The following is a 17,425-nucleotide window of genomic DNA, read 5'->3' as shown; positions in this document are numbered from 1 at the left end:
AAGCCCTATAAAGGGCCCTGTGAATGATAAGATAAAAAGACTTCTATTCATAAATAAGCACCCAGTATTCCGCCCCAGGTTCTCCTTCTTCTACAACAGCCTTCCAGCCTCTTTTTTGATAAAAAGATAAAGCTTTGTGATTTTCGGAGACACATTTGAGGGTGACCGGTGTTCCCAAAACTTTTATCGCTTGTTTGAGCAGCAGATCGCCAGCCCCTTGACCAGCAGCTTCAGGATGTACAAACAAGAGATGAATAAAACGATCTGGTACATATAGAGAAATGAATCCAAGGATTTTATTGTTCTCCTCAGCTAAGAAAATTTGCTCTTCCTGCGTATCTTGATCAAAATCTTGCAGATTGAGTTCTTCTGGATTGAGCCAGTGAAAGCTCTGGCGCCGTGATTCTAAATAAATTTGCCTTAATTGTGGATAATCGATCGTTTTTGCTTCTCGAATGAGCAATAGAATTCCCCCGTTTTTATTGAAATGTGAAGCAGCATTATTTAACTCGACACTTCTCCTGCTTTTCTACCAAGTTTCATTGATAACTGAACGCCAATCATTAACGAGACGATGACAAGCATTGCCACAATGGAAGCATAAAAATGTCCGCTTAGATCGAAAACCAAGCCAATGAAAAACGGACCGAATCCACCCACGATGTACCCGCCCATCTGCGACATCGCGGACCATGTTCCGGCTTCCTCCGGAGTGCTCGTCTCCATAATCGGAAGCATAAGCGCTAAAGGAAATAATCCACCTGCACCCATACCTAGGAAAATGACGGCTGGCAAGATCGGCATTGGCAGAAGAAGAAAGATAAGTCCAATGAGTTCAGACAGACTGCATAAGATGAGAAATAATTTCGGTTTTCCTAATCGAGTAACGACCGCTGGAACGAGTAGTGCCACCGGTATCTGAATGAGTGTAAATATGGTCAATAGCATAGCAGCATATTGCGGACTGTTTCCAAAGCTAAGTGCAATCGGTGAAATCCATGCCGTCAAAGAATAAAACATACTGGACATAAAACCAAAGAACAAGGTGAATTGAATGGCCTTTTTATTTCTCAGCGGCAATTTTAACGGCAAGGTTACATGATCACTCTGCTCATTTTTGAGAACTAAACCGACCCATAGAATAAGGGCAATCACCCCTAGAATAGCCCAGCAGGACAATGCAAACGTAAGGTGATGCTGGCTGCGTAAATAAATTGGAATGGTAAAGCCGGAAGCGAGCGCTGCACCTATCGTCATCGAAATTGAATACACACTGACAATACCAGGATTTCTCGGGAAATATTTTTTAATAAAACTAGACAATAAAGGACCCGCGAAGCTAATCCCTACCCCTCCTGCAAACGCAGTCATGAGCAGGATAGCAACCGATTGGCTTGTACCACGCAGTGCGGTGGCAATCGTGATAAGAAGAATCGAGAAAAACAGCGTTCTCTCTAAACCAAACCGCCGGCTGAGTATCGTCGCAACAGGAGCAAATATTCCCATACAAAGAACAGGCAAAGTGGTCAAAAGACTTGCTGTCAGTGCGTTTACGCCAAGCTCTGATTGGATCATGCTCATCATGGAAGCCACGGAAGTAATGATCGGACGTAAGTTTAATGCCGCTAAAAATAAAGCGGCTAAATAATATATTTTTTTCATCAATACCCTTCTTTCTCTCTCATCTTGTTAAGGTTACTTTGAGTATAAATCTGCTGCATTCATTGATCAATACAATAATTCGTATTATGATGATAGGAGAAAACTATCATTTACGAAAGGAAGATATATGGATACCCGGCATATTACCTATTTTATGGCTGTATTCAATCATTTGCATTTTACAAAGGCTGCTGAGCAGCTAGGCATATCACAGCCTACACTTAGCCAGCAAATTCGACTGCTTGAAGCAGAAGTTGGGATGCCGCTCTTTGATCGTATCGAAAAAAAAGTCGTTGCTACCGAAGCTGGTTCGCTGCTTTATCAATATGGCATGAAAATGCTTCAAGCTGAAAGAGATGCAAAAAATGCGATGAAAGAACTATTATCAGAAAAACGAGGAACCGTTCGTCTCGCAGTACTCCCATCCGATCTTGATTTTCAGCTGGTTCCACTTTTTGTAGAATTTAAAACCCTTTATCCCGAAACCAATCTGAAGGCATATTCAAATATCTTCGTTCGTGAAGAAGTCCTTTCACATAAAGTAGACCTCGCCATCGGACTGCGAGGGCCTGCGGATAAGCGTCTCGTTCAAATTCCACTTGGAAGTGAGCCTTACGAATTATTTGTTCATTCAGAAAGTGATTTGGCTCAAAAAAGTGAAGTGACATTAAAAGAGCTGGCTCAGCATGCGTTGGTCATGTATCCAAAGGGATATCTAGGAAGGGATTTAGTAGATGACGTATGTAAAGAACAGGGTGTTGAACTGGACACTGCCATGGAGGTTGGGTCCGCTTCTTCGCTATTGCAGCTGGTTGAAGCGGGAATCGGCGCAACCATTCAGCCAAGAGGATTACTAAAACAACATTCGACGTGGCCCAATATTGTTTCGATTCCTATTGCTGAGCCAGCACCTGTCCGTCACTTGGAATTAATTTATTATGCAGATCGATTTGTCAGCAAAGCACAACAGCAGCTATCTGAATGGCTGATAGACTTTTTCAAATCAAGAACAAACTAAAAAAAGTGAGGTAAACACATGAAGAATGCAAACAGCATATTTACAAGAACAAACCGGGTTGTTATTCGCCAATTTGACAGGCAGGATATTGAAGCATTTTATCAATACCGAGCAAATCCCTCTATTGCAAAATTTCAATCCTGGGAAAACTACACGTACGAAGATGCTGAATCATTTGTTCAACATCAAATGACACAAAAACCTAATCAACCGGGGACGTGGTTTCAATACGCTATTGCCTTATCTGACTCCAATCAACTGATAGGAGATTGCGCCATTCATACGCTTGACAGTGAGCCAAGAATTGTTGAAATAGGTTTTACACTCGCGCCTGAATACCAAGGAATGGGCTATATTCATGAAGCTCTCAGTTCAATTTTCGAATATATTTTTATGACACTGAACAAACATAAAATCATTGCCTTTACCGATGTGCGCAACGAAAAATCCATTCGAGTGCTGGAACGTTTAGAAATGAGACGCGAAGGACATTTGCTGCAAAATTATATGTCGAAGGGGCATTGGGTCGATGAATATCAATATGCCATGCTTCAATCAGAGTGGGCCGCTAAGCACCATTAAACAATTATTTTTTATTCAAAATTCCTAAATAAGCGCTCCATGGACCCACATCGGCTCGATATCGTTCCGCCATGACCCGAACAATCTGGGACATATGTGTGAAGTCATGGACAACCCACGCAGAAAGTAATTCGCTCACTTGCACGACCCCAAACTCCGGATGGACGCCCTTTTTTTCTAGATCAAGGCGTGAATGTGTCATACGCTGAATATATGCCACATTCTCCATCCGCACATGCTGAAACTCAGATAGTGCTTGCTCTATCTGTCTTTCAGATTGGTTCAAATGAGAGTATCGGTCAAACGCAGGAAATGGTGTATTCTCTCCATCAGCAAGAATCACATTTAATCGAGGAATCCAATTGAATTTTTCTGCTTCAATCAAATGCTCAATGACTTCAATCGGATTCCACGTCCCCTCCCCTTCACGGCTGTGAAGCCAATCCTTCGATAAACCCGACAAAAGACTTTCTAACGTGTGAGGAGTTCGACTCAACATATCTAAAGCTTCATTTAAATTGAAATTCATATGGTTGCTCCTTTCTCAATTTTTCTTAATTCTAATGTTTTTTGAATAGATTGCAACTCATACTTCAACAGATAAAGGCGTTTTTGATCAACCTTCTATATACAAATAGAACTTTTCTATAACGATCACCATGCTTTCTTTTTTTATAATAGAAAAAAAAAGAAATGTGGTGGTGTATATGTCTACAACGATCGGAATTATGGGCGGGATGGGCCCTTTAGCAACGATTGATCTGATGAAAAAAATCATTTCTCATACTCCAGCGATAAAAGATCAGGATCATCTCCACGTGATTGCTGATAATTATCCGCAAATTCCTGATAGAACCAACGCCATATTTGGGAAAGGCGAAGATCCTACAGAATATATGATTGCATCAGCTAAAAGATTAGAACGCGCAGGAGCGGACTTTATTCTGATTGCATGCAATACCGCTCACTTCTTTTTAGAAAATGTACAACAATCCACTCATATCCCTATTATGAATATGCCACTAGAAACCGCAAAGCACCTGAACAAACATCACTATACGTCTGTGGGCTTACTATGTACTGATGGCACATTAAAAACTAAGCTCTACCAAAAGGCTTGTGCTCATCACAAGATTGACGTCATGACCCCAAGTGAAGAGCTTCAGAAAAACGTCATGAATGGGATATATGCAGTGAAAGCTGGGAAATTGAGTAAAGGCGAAAGTGAATTGGCGTTAGCTGCAGAAATTTTAATCAATCAAGGGGCAGAAGCCATCATTGCCGGCTGCACAGAAATCCCTTTAGTCCTAAGGTCAACTAAAGATGTGAAAGTGATTGACCCTACTGTCATTTTGGCGAAAGAAGCTGTAAAATTAGTGTATGAGCTTGAAAAACTCAACATTTAAAGAACGTCATATAAGGGGATAACATGAATATTGAGAATATAGAAGCGTTTATTTATGTATGCCAGCTAGGCAGTATCAATAAAGCTGCGGAAGCACTGTATTTAACCCAGCCTTCTGTTTCGGCACGTATTCAATCGTTAGAAAAGGAATTAGACCTGAAATTATTTGATAGACAGAGAAATAAACTATCTCTGACGGAAAAAGGTGAACAGTTTTACCCGCATGCCAAAAAGATTCTCCATTCTTATCAAGAAGCAAAGCATAGTCTCAAACAAACGATGATCCCTTATGAATTGACAATTGGATGCGCATCCTCTATTTCCAATAATCTATTGCCTAACATATTGCCAGCCCTAAAAGAAAAATATGAAAACCTGAAAGTAAAAATTGTAACAGGGCATTCAAAGGATGTTGTACAAAAAGTGATTAACAATCAAGTAGACTTTGGCATTGTCAGGACTGAAACACATCCTCAAATTGAATCGATTCCTATTTTCAGCGATCCGATTGGGCTGTTCGTCCCAACTCATCATCCGCTTGCCAGCCTTGACAATATCAATATGAAAGAACTAGAAGAACAGCCTTTTATTTTCTTTGACTACGGGTCATTTGATTGGTTGATGCTTCACCGATTATTTCAAAAAAACAACATCACACCCAACATTTCCATTGAGGTTGATCATATGGAAACCGCAAAAAATTTAGTGCTACAAGGAATGGGGCTATCGTTTCTACCTCATCATTGTGTTAGAAATGAAGTAGAACAAGGAACATTAAAACAAATTTCAATCGATCCATCCATCAATTTCAATATCAATATCGAGTTCATTTATAAAAAAGGAAAATCAAAATCCGTTTTCATTGATCAACTCAAACAGTTTTTTCATGAATTAAATTAAAAAAGCCCTTTTTAGGGCTTTTTTTGGATTCATTCTGATTGATTAACTTTCGTTTGCTAACATGTATGCTGCAGCTTCATGCATATCTTTCAATCCTGATCTCTGTGCGTACTCGGCCACAGTGATCGCACTTGTAGTCAGAAGTTCTATTATATGTTCATCCATTCCTGGCCAAGTTCTCCCGCCTGCTTTTTCATACGCATGGATAAGTTTTGTTAATCCTTCTTTCCCAAAGAGAAGTTGATGCGACAAAAAGTCTGCAGATACATCACCAACCCCCACTTCAGTCCAATCAATCACACCCGTCACACTTTGATTTTCATCAATCAGAATGTGGCCAGGATGTAAATCTCCATGCTTCACCCCCACGAAAGGCGGCCATAAAGAATCTTTATCAAGCCATGCTTGCCAGCGCTCCCATAAACCGCTGTTAATGGTGTATTGCGATTTGACACGTTCCATTCGCTGTTTCATTGATGCACTTAATTCATGAGCACTGAGCATCTCCACACCGATCGTTTTAAAAGGCTGTTGATCTAAGGAATGTACATTCGCTAGAACTCTTCCTAATGATTCGTAATAGGCTTGCGGTACATTCGTTTGGTCAAAACTCCACACATACGATTGCTTCTCCACATCAATACTAGCCGCCGGTACCCCCTCTAATTGTTTATAAGCAATCAGACTTTCTGTAAAGATAGACCACTTAGGGACCTGAAAGTGAACCTGCTTACTCATATGATCTAATGTCTTTTTTTCTTGTAAGGTATGTTTCATTGATTCAGGTCTGCGAGGCACTCTTAATTAATATCCATTGATGACCATGAAAATCTTCGACATGTGCGACACGGAAATCAACACCTGATTCATTTATTTTCATGGTATTCTCTAAAATCTCTAATCCGTGATGTTTGGCTAACTGCTTTAATTCCAGTCTATTCATATCCATTCCTCCAATTGCTCATTTGGTCATGATCAATAGGCATCAAGAATATCATCACAAAAAACCACAAACAGACTACTTTATGTGGTCAGAGTAAACAAAGCTAGACTTATACCTTTCTTTGTATTATAAAAACATACAAAAAAAGACAGAACAATTATCTGCCTGTCTTCTAGTAAATTTGCATACTTTCCCGCTGAAGATCATTAAAAATGTGCAGACTACCCCGTTTACTCCGTTTGATGAAAACAGAGCCTTTGAACATATGAAATTACTGATTGTTCAAAGTTTGCTGACGTAATCTTCCTGCATGCATCATCTTTAACCATCCTCCTCTTTGTTATATAAAGTTACTATACTTTATTTAAATATGCCTTTCAATAACATTACAAAAAGAAGAATTTAAAATCATCAGACACATCATTAAATTACATAAAGTGAAATAATTGGATTTTCCTTGTTATGATATGGTTATTGATTCTTTTGTCTAATAAATTTATTAAACTCAAATGTAGCTAGGTCATTTAAAGGGAGAATTGATATGACTCATTTAGAATTCGCATTCGGCTTGCTTCCAGTCAGTATGATCATCGCTTCTTTTATCGTCACATTGATTGTACAAAAGGTTTATTTCATGCCAGTTGTGAGCTTTATCATTTTGCTCATCCTGATATTTACACTTTTTAATATCTCCTTCTTAGGGTGGTCAGTTGTTTACACTTTAGGCTCATTCATTGCTTCATATATAGCATTATTCATCATGAAAACCTTAAATAAAAAGAGGTCTTAAACTACATTTTTAAAAGCCCTTTGAGGGCTTTTATTCTTTCACTATCATTTTTTCACTGGATGAATGTCTTCTCCCAAAAGAACGGTAAGAGACTCTCCACTCTTTTCTAGAAACTCAGCAATTTCTTGCAGCTCTTTATTGATACGGTCATTCCTTGGCATATCTGGATTTAACAAAAGAATGGAGTGAACAGTCGTGGCTGCTTCGTACAAGACATTTTGATCTTTTATCTGTTTGATGCATTTTTTCATTCGATCGAAAAACCATTCAATCTCTTCAATGTCTTCCATCGGATAATGTGCCATTTTAAAGAGATTTTGCTGACGAAGGTCTCCTCTCTCAAATATGAGTTCAAGCTCTTCTCTACTTATATATAATTCAGAAGATTCATCATCAATCTCTACTACCTCGACCATCGCGTCTTCAGCTGTATATAACTTCTCAATAAAATCATCGAAAGTATCCGCCAGCTTAAAATCGACTCCCATTTCTAAATCAAAATAGTGAATAGGCGGGTGTTCCTTCGTTTTTCGATAATCCATTGCGATCCATGTATCTTCCTCTCCGCTGATGATCACAAGTCCCTCCGGCAGCTCCAATTCATCACTTAACTGGGAACTATTCATGATGCCATCATCTTTGGCGATTCCTCTTAGATGGTCAAATTGAACATGATCCTCAGCCCATGAATTCGGTTGTTCCGTTGGAAACGCATTACGAACTGTAAAGCCACCATTCCATTCTAAGATGAGCTTTTTATATGTATCAGGTAAAGCGACACCAAGTCTTCCCTCTGCTTCACGAATTTTTTCCTCATCTATCTTTTCTAACGTGAAAGGACTCGCTTCTTCTTTCTCCCAAAAAGGTTTCAAAGTGGATGCCTCCCTATATCTATTGAGATAAGTATAACATTGACCAACTATTCATTTGCCATTCTACTTCATAAAAAAACAGACTATTAAAGTCTGTTTTAATCTTGTCTATACGTTTTCAGAGGTTGTATTTCGATCAATGATAGTCGTATTTCGATTTGATTTTTGTTGTTCCTCCATTGTTGTATTCCGAATTGATTTTGTTTCAATGATTTTCAAAATTTCTGCTGTTGAAACACTTAACAATACAATGGATACAATGACTAGTAATTTTTTAATAATCATACAGACACTCTCCTTTTTGAATATCATTTTGAGCTTTAAGAGCCTTTCTGTAATATTCGGCAGCTTTTTCAAAGTCCCCTTTTTTTTCAGAAGATAATCCTATACTTTGAGCAAATGCCTCGACATAGACATATAGTTGCTTTTCCTCAAAATAATCTAGCACTTCTTGAATGGCTTTCTCATTAGCATTTATACAAATCGCTTTTAAAGCTTTAAATAACATCAAACACAACGAATCATTTCTCTCTAAGGAGCACTTAAGACCATCTTCTACGAGTGGAGCGGCTTCATCATGTTGACTAGACTTATACAACGACCAACTTAAACTAAATAGGGTGATTGGTTTTATATCAATACTTCGTGGTGTAATAATGTCTAAAACTTCTCTGTAGCGTATGATTGCTTCAGTGTACTTTTGTTGTCGATCATATGTATTCGCTATGTTCAATAGAATTTTAGCAATTAACATATTATCGGCGAGCTCTTCTGCTATAGAAAAAGCTGTATTTAGATGCTCTAATGACTTGTCATATCGCTTGAAATCATCATAATTTCCTGCAATAACAATCAAGCTTTGTATTTGGCGAACTTTATATTGTTCATGCTGCTTATAGATGTCTAAGGCCTTTATAATATGATGCATAGAAACATGAGTTTGTTTCATAATATAGTAGGCTTCAGCCACCTTGAAGTGAAACTCCGCTTGCTCAATATCATCGACAACCAATGCGAGCTGCCTTTCAGCGATTTTGTAATATTGAATAGCCTGTACATATTCTTTCTTACTAAATTCATGCATTCCTCTAAAAAAGGCATTGTAATATTGCAACATACCCGAAAGTTGATGATTAGAATTCTCAATTTTATCAACCAAATCAGAAACAGAAGGCGATCGTTTTTCTGAAGGTTTAATATAATCGAGCATAAGCTGATGTCGAAAACACATTAATTGATAATAAATGAGTAGGTCTTGATCCTCTTCCATTCGCTCAATTTCTCGTTCGACTTCAGCTTTCAAAATCTCTGCATCAGGTACACTGAATTGCCGAATCATTTTATACCATTCATTTATTTTCACACCTACATGTGAAGAAAGAACTTTCTCCATCCCTTATTCCCCTTCCACTGAACTCCCTTATATGACATTTATTATCACATACAAGAATTTACAAAGCACCGAAAAGAAACCGCAAAAAGAACAAATATAGCCTCAGTAAACCTTTGGAACATTTTCATTCTCATCACAAAACAAAAAGGCAGACTCATTTCAGTCTGCCTTCATCTTCTAGATTTCCATGAGCATACCTTTTGTCTTCAGGTAATTGGCATTGAATCATTTAACCACTCGTCACAATGTTCAATAAGCCACCTCAAATATTCCACATATTGACCCACGTGATAGCCATCACAAACAGCATGATGTACTTGAATCGCAACGGGCAAAATGATTTTCCCTTCTTCCACTTTAAATTTGCCTATCGTAAATATTGGCAGTAAATAAATCTCTTTTGTAGATACATTAAGGTTAAAAGAAGTAAAATCAATCCAAGGCAGGCTTGAAATATTGAACATGTTCTCTGGCATATGAGGTTTCGGAAATAGGTTGCTGCTTTTGCTAAATGTTTCAATGTCGGCTACACAGCTTTTATAAAACTGAGCAAAGTTTTCGTCATAAGGCGTCCAAATACTTGAAAATGTCTTTGTTTCTTTATTTAGAATCGTATAACTAGAGTGGAGAAGATCCCAGTGACCAAGTTCATCGTTCACTAGATCCATCCGAAACTCCGGTATTTTTTGCACAGCCCTTGCTAACAAATAAATTTGCACAGGATATACTTTTAGATTTTTTTCTTTTAATATTGCATGTAATTTCGTAATGTCTAGATCGATCACTAGGCTATATGAGCATCGGGTTACCTTCGTATAATGATGGAAGTGTTCTTTTCTCGGATAATTTTCATCTATTTGTTTAAACATTTTTATCTCCTCCTGAATGTAATTTCTTGTATTCAGGAGGAGACTTTATCTGTTTTCACCAACACAATCATCCTTTCAAGATATATATTATGTTTCTGTCCATTCAGAGATTTACCTACGATAAAACCTGCAACAACTCTTCGTAAGTCATCTTGCCTAACGTGAACTTTTCTAGTGCTATATATGTTTTCTCCGCTGAGGTATTCATTCTATTATGACATTCATTCACTAACTCATGTTCATTTGGTAATGGCTCATGTATATGTTCTTTTTTTCGAAATGCTTCATAGTATCTTATACCAAATATTCTCTGGGACAACGCATTGATGTGAATACCGTCCGGATTAGGTGCAAGGCCTTTGGCAGTAACATAATAACTATTTTCATGATGATGTGCATATTTTTTTAGTTCTTCATTAATCAGTTGATATTCCACACATCCTGCGCCAAATGCCGTCTTTCCCAAGAAATCGCCCAAACCTCCTATTACAAGCGGAATGTTAGGTACGGATAATTCAGTTCTTAGTTCATTAAATAATCCTAGTAATTTTTCATAGTATTCTTTGTATTTCCCATCTTGGCTGTCACTTTCTCCTTGATGCCATAATATCCCTGCCAATTCGCTATTTTCCTTTGCAAATTTAGCTTCACTTATTGCATGACGAAATAATGCTCCATCCGGTGACCACTCATCAATGGAACTGCCACCCTCTGCACAAGGAATAAGGCCAATCTTCTCTCCTTCATGATCCTTACACCAAGCCTCCGCAAAGGAAGCCGCTAGTCCTATGCCAGCTACCGGCCTATCAAAATGAATGGGCTCAGTCATCATTTGCCATCTACCATTTCGCAGCATCATGATTCTTTCATTATAAATCGGAGGCACTTCATGTTTGAAGCCGCGCCCCGCCATATTTGATTGTCCAATTAGTAAAAATGACTTCATATCTTTCTCCCCTCTCTTTATTTTTCATATTTGTCTATTTTTATTGAAAGAATAGTAAACAGAAATTACTTAGTGTAAGATCCTGATGCTTCTATCAATCAGGAGGATCGACTATGGATCAATCCACTTAAACCATTTCAACAAGAAGAAATATCTCGTCCATGTTGTCACATTGGCTTATGTTAAGTTTGTGAAAAAATCAAATTGATGTATAATACAATTGATGTATGATGCATGAATTGTAGGAGGGTGACCTTTTGAAAAGAGAAGATGCCTTAAAACTAAGAACAGATATTAAGAAAATGATTATATTAACTGGGGTTTTCGAATCTCAAAATTTGCCGAATGGACCATTTGAAAAACCTCTACCAACTTCTCAAATGATGGCGTTAGAGGAACTAGAGGTGGAAAAATTAACTGTTTGGCAACTATCCAATAAACTTAGATTAGAGACTTCAACTGTAAGTAGATTGGTAGATAAGTTAGTAAAAATGGGGCTTGTTTATCGTGAAGTAAATGAAAAAAATAGAAGAGAACTTTTTCTGCACCTCACAGAAAAAGGGCACATTACTGTTAATCGCTTAAGAGAACAATCCCTTACATTTTATCAACGTATCCTTAATAATTTATCAGAATCAGAACAAAAAATAGTTGTGGATGGTTTTGAATTATTTATTGATTCTATTTCTAAGTCTTTTGATTAGAGTGAGGTAAATCATAACCTTTGGAGGATAAAATGAGTTTGGATTTTGAACGTCCTATTATTGAACTAAAAGAGAAATTTGATGAATTAAAGAAAATGATGAAAGAAAATAATGTAGATTTATCGTCAGAAATTCATTTATTAGAAAAACGTTTAAATAAAATGCAAGATGAAATTTATTCTAATCTTACACCTTTTCAACGAGTTCAAATTGCAAGGCTACGTAACCGGCCCACGACATTGGATTATATACCTTTATTGTTTACAAACTTTTTCGAACTTCATGGTGATCGATTATATGGTGATGATAAAGCAATGATAGGTGGTATTGCAAAATTTAAAGGAATGCCCGTTACGGTTATTGGTCATCAAAGAGGTAGAAGTACAAAGGAAAATATAGAAAGAAATTTTGGAATGGCTCATCCAGAAGGATATAGAAAAGCGCTAAGACTGATGAAACAAGCTGATAAATTTAATCGCCCTATTATTACATTTATTGATACAATAGGCGCCTATCCAGGGAAAGGGTCTGAAGAACGTGGAATTTCTGAAGCAATAGCTCGAAATCTATTGGAAATGGCTACGCTTAAAGTGCCAATTGTTTGTATTGTAATTGGAGAGGCATCAAGTGGTGGAGCTCTTGGCATTAGTGTCGGTAACCATATCCATATGTTAGAGTATTCATGGTACTCGGTCATTTCGCCAGAAGGAGCAGCATCTATCCTATGGAAGGATGCTAAGTATGCTCCAGAAGCTGCTGAACATATGAAAATTTCAGCAAAAGATTTAAAACAGTTAGGAATTATTGATGAAATCATTCCTGAAATAAAAGGTGGAGCACAAAATGATATAAAATCACAGGCGAAAATGATTGAATCTGTCATCGAATCATCTCTAAAACAATTGATACCATTATCCTCGGAAGAGCTTATACAACAGCGATATGAAAAGTATAGACAAATAGAGAATTATAAATGAAAATATTATTACATTTAGGAGGATTCTCGCAAAAAATACTAAATATTTTGTAAGAATCCTCTTAAACTGGATATGCTGATACTATTAAAAGATGTGTGATTAGTATGGAAAGGAAAATTTGTTCAACGGATTATCTTCCATCAATACTTTGAAACGTCGTTATCCCCCTACGAGATGGCAGGCCAAGCCGTCATATATCCCTATACTTTGTTTCTGGTTCTTTTATTGTCTAGTGACTCTTTCACATCAAAATTACCTATTTCAACAACCACGATTCATAATGGTCGCACTCCTTAAATACTATTCAAAAAAGAGCTGGACATGCTAGTGCTAAAACACCCTCAGATAGGATTACTCTACCTTTTTTAAGGAAGAATCATTAACATTTGCATCAGCATTCTGCTCTTCAATAATTTTGACCTCCTTCTCATTTCCACAAAGATACTGCTACATAAATTTTTCTCGCTTCATAAAGAAAACTATTTTAATTACACACCAAAAAATCATAACTTTATAAAATTTTTCAGAGAACACATAAAATCAAACAAATTATAAAACATATTAATATTTTTCCTTTACAACTGACTTCAAGTCAATTATAATTGACCACAAGTCATCAATAAGTGACCTTTGGTCAAAAACAAGGAGGAATGACAAATGAGTAAAAAAGTTGCTCTTATCACAGGTGCATCAGCAGGTATTGGAAAGTCCACAGCAATTGAATTAAATAAGAAAGGTTTCATTGTTTATGGTGCTGCTCGTCGAAAAGAAATGATGGAAGACCTCATCTCTCAAGGAATTAGCACCATTTCTCTTGATGTCACTGATGAAGAGTCTATGGTAAACTGTGTACGTGAGATTTTGGACAAAGAAGGAAGAATTGATGTGCTTGTCAATAATGCGGGCTACGGCTCATATGGTGCAGTGGAAGATGTATCTATGGAAGAAGCTCGAAGACAAGTAGAAGTGAACTTGTTTGGACTTGCCAGAATGACGCAGCTTGTTCTGCCTAGTATGAGAAAAAACAATTATGGAAAGATCGTCAATATTTCTTCTATGGGTGGTAAAGTGTGGACATCGTTTGGTGCATGGTATCACGCTACAAAATTTGCAGTTGAAGGTTTTTCTGATTGCTTACGATTAGAAGTTGAACCATTTGGTATTGATGTCATTGTTGTGGAACCTGGCGGTATTGCAACCGACTGGGGAGTCATTGCAGCAGAAAAACTTAGAACTGCTTCTACAAAAGGAGCTTATAAAGAAGCTGCCAACAAATCTGCAGACAACATGGTAAAGACTTATTCAGGAAGTAATTTAACAAAACCAGAAGTCATTGCAAATACAATTGTGAAAGCTGTCACTGTAACGAAACCTAAAACGCGCTATTTGGTTGGGTTTGGTGCTAAACCTATGGTGTTTATGAAGAATCTTCTTGGTGATCGTACGTTTGACAAGATCATTAAAAGATTCAGCTAATCACTTGCTTCCTTATATATCACTTTGTCTGACTCCAAATCAAGATTACCTTTGAAATGGAGGTTGAAACATAATGAAAAGAGCGATGACAGATGAAGCAAAGGCTCTAAGAGCTCAAGCGATTTTAGATAAAGCAGCAGAGCTTTTTGAGACAAACGAATATAACCAAATTAAAATGTCAGATATCGCCAAAGAAACGAAGCTGTCTAAAGGCATATTGTTTGTTTATTTCAAAACAAAAGAAGCTCTGTTCTTCCAGCTATTATGCCGGGAATATGTAAAGAGACTAGAGCGATTCATTGAAATTATTTCTGAAACACAAATTAAAAACCTTCAAGATATCAAACATCTTTTTCTGAAGGAACTGGAAGAAATCATTGATAAAAATCCTATGTACATCAGATTAGAAGCAATTCGAACTTCTGTGTTGGAAAGAAACGTAGACTCTGACACCATGCTTCAATCAAAAATGATGTTATTTGAAAAACTAGCAGAAATGACAGACTTACTTTGTCAAAATGATGTGATCAATGAGGCGCAAGTGATGGATATTTTTCAAGCTGAAGCAGCAATTATCACAGGATGCAAACTCACTGCCACCTTACCTGATGAAGTCATTAATATTCTTGAAAATCATAATATGCAAGAATTCAAAAGGGATTTTAAAACAGATGTGATGAGTACAATGTCTTTTTATCTTGATGGTTATTTACAAACACTCGAGCCTCAAAAATAGTTATTTTTGAGGCTCATTCTTTATTGAAAGAAACTGAAAAATCACTTAAGCTATTAGGAAATTTAGAAGCATTAATAGTCACAAATAAAACGATCGCTGAAAAAGTGGACCACATTAATCATGAATTTGCTAATAGTTTTAAAGACAACTTAGCTTCACAGATTGATATCGGTGCATCTGTAGAATTAGTTGCAGATAGTAGTAGAGAACATAAAATAACTAACAAACATATTGCACATAAAGCACTCCACTTCTCGAATATGATTGAAAACTCAAAACAATTAATTAACCAGATAAATCAAAAGGCAATTAGTGTGAGGGTGCTAAATGAAGAAGGCATCAAACATATTCAAACATTAGACTATTCGTTTAATAATAATATGATAGAAACTTCAAATCTTAAACAAGCTGTAGATGAATTAAAAATCAGAGCAGAGGAAATCAGTAAAATTATTGATGTTATCAAGGGAGTTGCCGAAATTCGTCCCCAATCAAAATAAACAGAACAAATATTCGTTGTCAAAAAAACAAAAAACCCTTGCTAAGCAAGGGTTTCAACGATGATTCCGACTGGGCTCGAACCAGCGACCTCTACCCTGTCAAGGTAGATATATGGAATCCTGTGATGATCAGCGATATCCTCTATTCACTCATAAACCTTGATACACAAGCTTTCTTTATCCTTCTGTATCCTCTTGTGTTCCTTCGTATTTTTTAAAAACTAAAAATTTTGTTACCTTTTTTGTTACCTTTTTATGCGCCTGTTTTAAACCTATGCCTGCCTATAAATTTAAGCTTTATCACCATTAATATATTTCACTAACATAGCTGCTGCGTACATAAAGAATGCAGCGATTAAACCATTTACCATACTCCCAAAAATGACAATCAACATCTGTCCTGCATAATCTGCCCATGTCTTATCTGGAAATACAGCAATGTTCCATATACTCACCAGCATATAGAATCCAGTCACAATGATAAACGTCCAAACAACTAACTTTGATTTGAGCATTTACTGACAATCCCCCAACATCCATTTTCTTCTATGATAACATGGGTTCTTTTCAAATCCTCAATTAATTCATCGTAATCCATATTCTTAGCTCCATCTAACTGAGGTTCTAATCCCTTCTTATCTTGTTATCCTTTCAAAACGTATATGAGCAATACACTGAATTGGTTTCTTCGTATGTTGAAAAATGTTCTTGTTCCAAATAATCTTCAAATCCCAAAGCAGCTTTAACTATATTTTTACTCTTAAACAACATATCTCTTTGAATATCATCATCCCTCATGCCTGAAATATCGTTCATAAACATTGCGTGTAATTTAAATCTATTTTTCTCATATTCAAATCTAAGAACCTTCACTTGTATCCCCTATTTTCTTTTCCATAATTATACACAAAATTTGAGCGAACTGAAAAGAATACCGTAGCTTAAAACGGCAGTATTCCAAATGTGGAATTTCCCACTATAGGTTTAATCGATAGTTAATTCATAGACTCCCTAAGTTCAATTTAGGCAACTTAATACCCTTATTGAAAATGAGTGTATTCTTCAACATATCGCCAAAATTTACGATGAGTAAACTGGATATAGATAAAACTGAACAGGGGACAAGCTAAACAATTTCAATATCGTTCTTTTTCTCACCTCTTGCAAGGATTAGCAAGTCCTTAAAATAATTAACTGTTGCTTTGCTGAAACTGTCCATTATTACTGCCCAGGAAAACATTAGACAAATAATTACAGGAACTATGTATATCATTGCAATAGTTGTAGCAATATCTAAATTGGTTGCATTAGGGGCGAATTCTATGTTCCTGAGAATGGTACCAATTGCGGCAGCGATAATTGTTGACATTGCTCCAATAAAGAAGAAGAATCTTTTTTGGTCATTAACATGATTAATCCTATCCATTCTAGCAATAGCATGTGATATATCTTCCGTATCTAATGATTTTAGAATCATCATCTTCTTTTCAAATTCGGTATAATCTTGCCCATCTCTAGGGAAATTCTCTGTTAAGTAAACAATGAGTCCACGTGAACTCAACTCCACCAAATTATGCTTAGTAAACTTCTGTTTTCTCAATTCCTTAATTTCTCTATTTTCCTTCAGTGTGCTTCTCATTTATAGTCACCTC

At 36.8% G+C, this 17,425-nt stretch carries 21 protein-coding genes and 1 pseudogene; 10 read left to right on the top strand and 12 right to left on the bottom strand.

Annotated features, from left to right (window positions below):
• Positions 1 to 43: 43 nt before the first annotated feature.
• Entirely contained in the window at positions 44 to 463 is a 420-nt protein-coding gene (locus NSQ76_RS06540; protein ID WP_024424975.1) for a GNAT family N-acetyltransferase, read from the bottom strand.
• 41 nt (positions 464 to 504) lie between these two features.
• Positions 505 to 1,662 (bottom strand): MFS transporter, encoded by a 1,158-nt coding sequence (locus NSQ76_RS06535; protein ID WP_025093442.1) that lies wholly within the window; start codon positions 1,660 to 1,662, stop codon positions 505 to 507.
• A 127-nt stretch (positions 1,663 to 1,789) separates the two neighbouring features.
• On the opposite strand from NSQ76_RS06535, the gene NSQ76_RS06530 reads away from it, so the two are divergent.
• Both NSQ76_RS06530 and NSQ76_RS06525 read left to right on the top strand, forming a co-directional pair.
• Complete coding sequence (locus tag NSQ76_RS06530) at positions 1,790 to 2,680, top strand: LysR family transcriptional regulator (RefSeq protein WP_341053093.1); 891 nt, start codon at positions 1,790 to 1,792, stop codon at positions 2,678 to 2,680.
• Between the two features lie 18 nt (positions 2,681 to 2,698).
• Positions 2,699 to 3,262, top strand: coding sequence for a GNAT family N-acetyltransferase (locus NSQ76_RS06525; protein WP_135031996.1), 564 nt, complete (start codon positions 2,699 to 2,701; stop codon positions 3,260 to 3,262).
• A gap of 4 nt (positions 3,263 to 3,266) precedes the next feature.
• Here the strand turns inward: NSQ76_RS06525 and NSQ76_RS06520 are convergent, their stop codons facing one another.
• Positions 3,267 to 3,791: a DinB family protein gene (locus NSQ76_RS06520; RefSeq protein ID WP_341053090.1), complete on the bottom strand. Its 525-nt coding sequence runs from the start codon at positions 3,789 to 3,791 to the stop codon at positions 3,267 to 3,269.
• Positions 3,792 to 3,969: 178 nt separating this feature from the next.
• On the opposite strand from NSQ76_RS06520, the gene NSQ76_RS06515 reads away from it, so the two are divergent.
• Positions 3,970 to 4,668: an aspartate/glutamate racemase family protein gene (locus NSQ76_RS06515; RefSeq protein ID WP_024426756.1), complete on the top strand. Its 699-nt coding sequence runs from the start codon at positions 3,970 to 3,972 to the stop codon at positions 4,666 to 4,668.
• A gap of 23 nt (positions 4,669 to 4,691) precedes the next feature.
• Positions 4,692 to 5,567 carry a LysR family transcriptional regulator gene (locus tag NSQ76_RS06510; RefSeq protein WP_024424981.1) on the top strand — a complete coding sequence of 292 codons (876 nt, stop codon included), beginning with the start codon at positions 4,692 to 4,694 and terminating at the stop codon, positions 5,565 to 5,567.
• A gap of 42 nt (positions 5,568 to 5,609) precedes the next feature.
• Here NSQ76_RS06510 and NSQ76_RS06505 read toward each other — a convergent pair.
• A pseudogene (locus NSQ76_RS06505) lies at positions 5,610 to 6,510 on the bottom strand (macrolide 2'-phosphotransferase).
• 541 nt (positions 6,511 to 7,051) lie between these two features.
• Here NSQ76_RS06505 and NSQ76_RS06500 point away from each other — a divergent pair.
• Entirely contained in the window at positions 7,052 to 7,300 is a 249-nt protein-coding gene (locus tag NSQ76_RS06500; RefSeq protein ID WP_056766201.1) for a DUF2651 family protein, read from the top strand.
• A gap of 44 nt (positions 7,301 to 7,344) precedes the next feature.
• Here NSQ76_RS06500 and NSQ76_RS06495 read toward each other — a convergent pair whose 3' ends face one another.
• The 5 genes from NSQ76_RS06495 to NSQ76_RS06475 all read right to left on the bottom strand — a co-directional run bounded on the left by NSQ76_RS06495 (position 7,345) and on the right by NSQ76_RS06475 (position 11,380).
• A complete protein-coding gene (locus NSQ76_RS06495) occupies positions 7,345 to 8,172 on the bottom strand; it encodes an SMI1/KNR4 family protein (RefSeq protein ID WP_341053086.1) in 828 nt (275 codons plus the stop codon).
• Positions 8,173 to 8,280: 108 nt separating this feature from the next.
• On the bottom strand, positions 8,281 to 8,457 hold the full coding sequence (locus NSQ76_RS06490; RefSeq protein ID WP_025093434.1) for a hypothetical protein: 177 nt from the start codon (positions 8,455 to 8,457) through the stop codon (positions 8,281 to 8,283).
• Positions 8,447 to 9,565: a Rap family tetratricopeptide repeat protein gene (locus NSQ76_RS06485; protein WP_341053083.1), complete on the bottom strand. Its 1,119-nt coding sequence runs from the start codon at positions 9,563 to 9,565 to the stop codon at positions 8,447 to 8,449. Before NSQ76_RS06485 ends, NSQ76_RS06490 begins: the two co-directional genes overlap by 11 nt.
• 206 nt (positions 9,566 to 9,771) lie before the next feature.
• Positions 9,772 to 10,434: a type A chloramphenicol O-acetyltransferase gene (gene catA / locus NSQ76_RS06480; RefSeq protein ID WP_056766195.1), complete on the bottom strand. Its 663-nt coding sequence runs from the start codon at positions 10,432 to 10,434 to the stop codon at positions 9,772 to 9,774.
• A 115-nt stretch (positions 10,435 to 10,549) separates the two neighbouring features.
• Positions 10,550 to 11,380, bottom strand: a complete 831-nt coding sequence (locus tag NSQ76_RS06475; protein ID WP_341053080.1) for a sialate O-acetylesterase — start codon at positions 11,378 to 11,380, stop codon at positions 10,550 to 10,552.
• A 257-nt stretch (positions 11,381 to 11,637) separates the two neighbouring features.
• Here NSQ76_RS06475 and NSQ76_RS06470 point away from each other — a divergent pair, with 257 nt between their 5' ends.
• The 5 genes from NSQ76_RS06470 to NSQ76_RS06450 all read left to right on the top strand — a co-directional run bounded on the left by NSQ76_RS06470 (position 11,638) and on the right by NSQ76_RS06450 (position 15,773).
• Positions 11,638 to 12,084 (top strand): MarR family winged helix-turn-helix transcriptional regulator, encoded by a 447-nt coding sequence (locus tag NSQ76_RS06470; RefSeq protein WP_056766193.1) that lies wholly within the window; start codon positions 11,638 to 11,640, stop codon positions 12,082 to 12,084.
• Between the two features lie 32 nt (positions 12,085 to 12,116).
• Positions 12,117 to 13,061: an acetyl-CoA carboxylase carboxyltransferase subunit alpha gene (locus tag NSQ76_RS06465; protein ID WP_135032309.1), complete on the top strand. Its 945-nt coding sequence runs from the start codon at positions 12,117 to 12,119 to the stop codon at positions 13,059 to 13,061.
• A gap of 657 nt (positions 13,062 to 13,718) precedes the next feature.
• Complete coding sequence (locus NSQ76_RS06460) at positions 13,719 to 14,537, top strand: oxidoreductase (protein WP_056766189.1); 819 nt, start codon at positions 13,719 to 13,721, stop codon at positions 14,535 to 14,537.
• A 73-nt stretch (positions 14,538 to 14,610) separates the two neighbouring features.
• Positions 14,611 to 15,273: a TetR family transcriptional regulator gene (locus NSQ76_RS06455; RefSeq protein WP_341053074.1), complete on the top strand. Its 663-nt coding sequence runs from the start codon at positions 14,611 to 14,613 to the stop codon at positions 15,271 to 15,273.
• Between the two features lie 23 nt (positions 15,274 to 15,296).
• Positions 15,297 to 15,773 (top strand): hypothetical protein, encoded by a 477-nt coding sequence (locus NSQ76_RS06450; RefSeq protein WP_263905368.1) that lies wholly within the window; start codon positions 15,297 to 15,299, stop codon positions 15,771 to 15,773.
• 290 nt (positions 15,774 to 16,063) lie between these two features.
• Here NSQ76_RS06450 and NSQ76_RS06445 read toward each other — a convergent pair whose 3' ends face one another.
• From NSQ76_RS06445 to NSQ76_RS06435, 3 genes are all read right to left on the bottom strand, one after another.
• Positions 16,064 to 16,288 carry a hypothetical protein gene (locus NSQ76_RS06445; protein ID WP_024424997.1) on the bottom strand — a complete coding sequence of 75 codons (225 nt, stop codon included), beginning with the start codon at positions 16,286 to 16,288 and terminating at the stop codon, positions 16,064 to 16,066.
• 136 nt (positions 16,289 to 16,424) lie between these two features.
• The gene (locus NSQ76_RS06440; protein ID WP_341053071.1) at positions 16,425 to 16,646 is read right to left on the bottom strand and encodes a hypothetical protein; all 222 of its coding nucleotides are present in this window, start codon (positions 16,644 to 16,646) and stop codon (positions 16,425 to 16,427) included.
• A gap of 253 nt (positions 16,647 to 16,899) precedes the next feature.
• Complete coding sequence (locus NSQ76_RS06435; protein ID WP_341053069.1) at positions 16,900 to 17,412, bottom strand: hypothetical protein; 513 nt, start codon at positions 17,410 to 17,412, stop codon at positions 16,900 to 16,902.
• Between the last annotated feature and the right edge of the window lie 13 nt (positions 17,413 to 17,425).

This window comes from Bacillus sp. FSL M8-0256 (assembly GCF_038005765.1).
Classification (GTDB): Bacteria; Bacillota; Bacilli; order Bacillales; family Bacillaceae; genus Bacillus; species Bacillus safensis.
Note: the sequence above shows the minus strand (reverse complement) of the source record. Positions and strands in the feature narration are given on the sequence as shown.

Excerpts from the sequence above, each read along its gene's own strand:
- NSQ76_RS06490 (WP_025093434.1), bottom strand. The coding sequence starts at position 8,457 with ATGATTATTAAAAAATTACTAGTCATTGTATCCATTGTATTGTTAAGT.
- NSQ76_RS06510 (WP_024424981.1), top strand. The coding sequence starts at position 4,692 with ATGAATATTGAGAATATAGAAGCGTTTATTTATGTATGCCAGCTAGGC.
- NSQ76_RS06475 (WP_341053080.1), bottom strand. The coding sequence starts at position 11,380 with ATGAAGTCATTTTTACTAATTGGACAATCAAATATGGCGGGGCGCGGC.
- NSQ76_RS06535 (WP_025093442.1), bottom strand. The coding sequence starts at position 1,662 with ATGAAAAAAATATATTATTTAGCCGCTTTATTTTTAGCGGCATTAAAC.
- NSQ76_RS06530 (WP_341053093.1), top strand. The coding sequence starts at position 1,790 with ATGGATACCCGGCATATTACCTATTTTATGGCTGTATTCAATCATTTG.
- NSQ76_RS06465 (WP_135032309.1), top strand. The coding sequence starts at position 12,117 with ATGAGTTTGGATTTTGAACGTCCTATTATTGAACTAAAAGAGAAATTT.
- NSQ76_RS06520 (WP_341053090.1), bottom strand. The coding sequence starts at position 3,791 with ATGAATTTCAATTTAAATGAAGCTTTAGATATGTTGAGTCGAACTCCT.
- NSQ76_RS06515 (WP_024426756.1), top strand. The coding sequence starts at position 3,970 with ATGTCTACAACGATCGGAATTATGGGCGGGATGGGCCCTTTAGCAACG.
- NSQ76_RS06460 (WP_056766189.1), top strand. The coding sequence starts at position 13,719 with ATGAGTAAAAAAGTTGCTCTTATCACAGGTGCATCAGCAGGTATTGGA.
- NSQ76_RS06485 (WP_341053083.1), bottom strand. The coding sequence starts at position 9,565 with ATGGAGAAAGTTCTTTCTTCACATGTAGGTGTGAAAATAAATGAATGG.
- NSQ76_RS06435 (WP_341053069.1), bottom strand. The coding sequence starts at position 17,412 with ATGAGAAGCACACTGAAGGAAAATAGAGAAATTAAGGAATTGAGAAAA.
- catA (WP_056766195.1), bottom strand. The coding sequence starts at position 10,434 with ATGTTTAAACAAATAGATGAAAATTATCCGAGAAAAGAACACTTCCAT.
- NSQ76_RS06445 (WP_024424997.1), bottom strand. The coding sequence starts at position 16,288 with ATGCTCAAATCAAAGTTAGTTGTTTGGACGTTTATCATTGTGACTGGA.
- NSQ76_RS06525 (WP_135031996.1), top strand. The coding sequence starts at position 2,699 with ATGAAGAATGCAAACAGCATATTTACAAGAACAAACCGGGTTGTTATT.
- NSQ76_RS06455 (WP_341053074.1), top strand. The coding sequence starts at position 14,611 with ATGAAAAGAGCGATGACAGATGAAGCAAAGGCTCTAAGAGCTCAAGCG.
- NSQ76_RS06500 (WP_056766201.1), top strand. The coding sequence starts at position 7,052 with ATGACTCATTTAGAATTCGCATTCGGCTTGCTTCCAGTCAGTATGATC.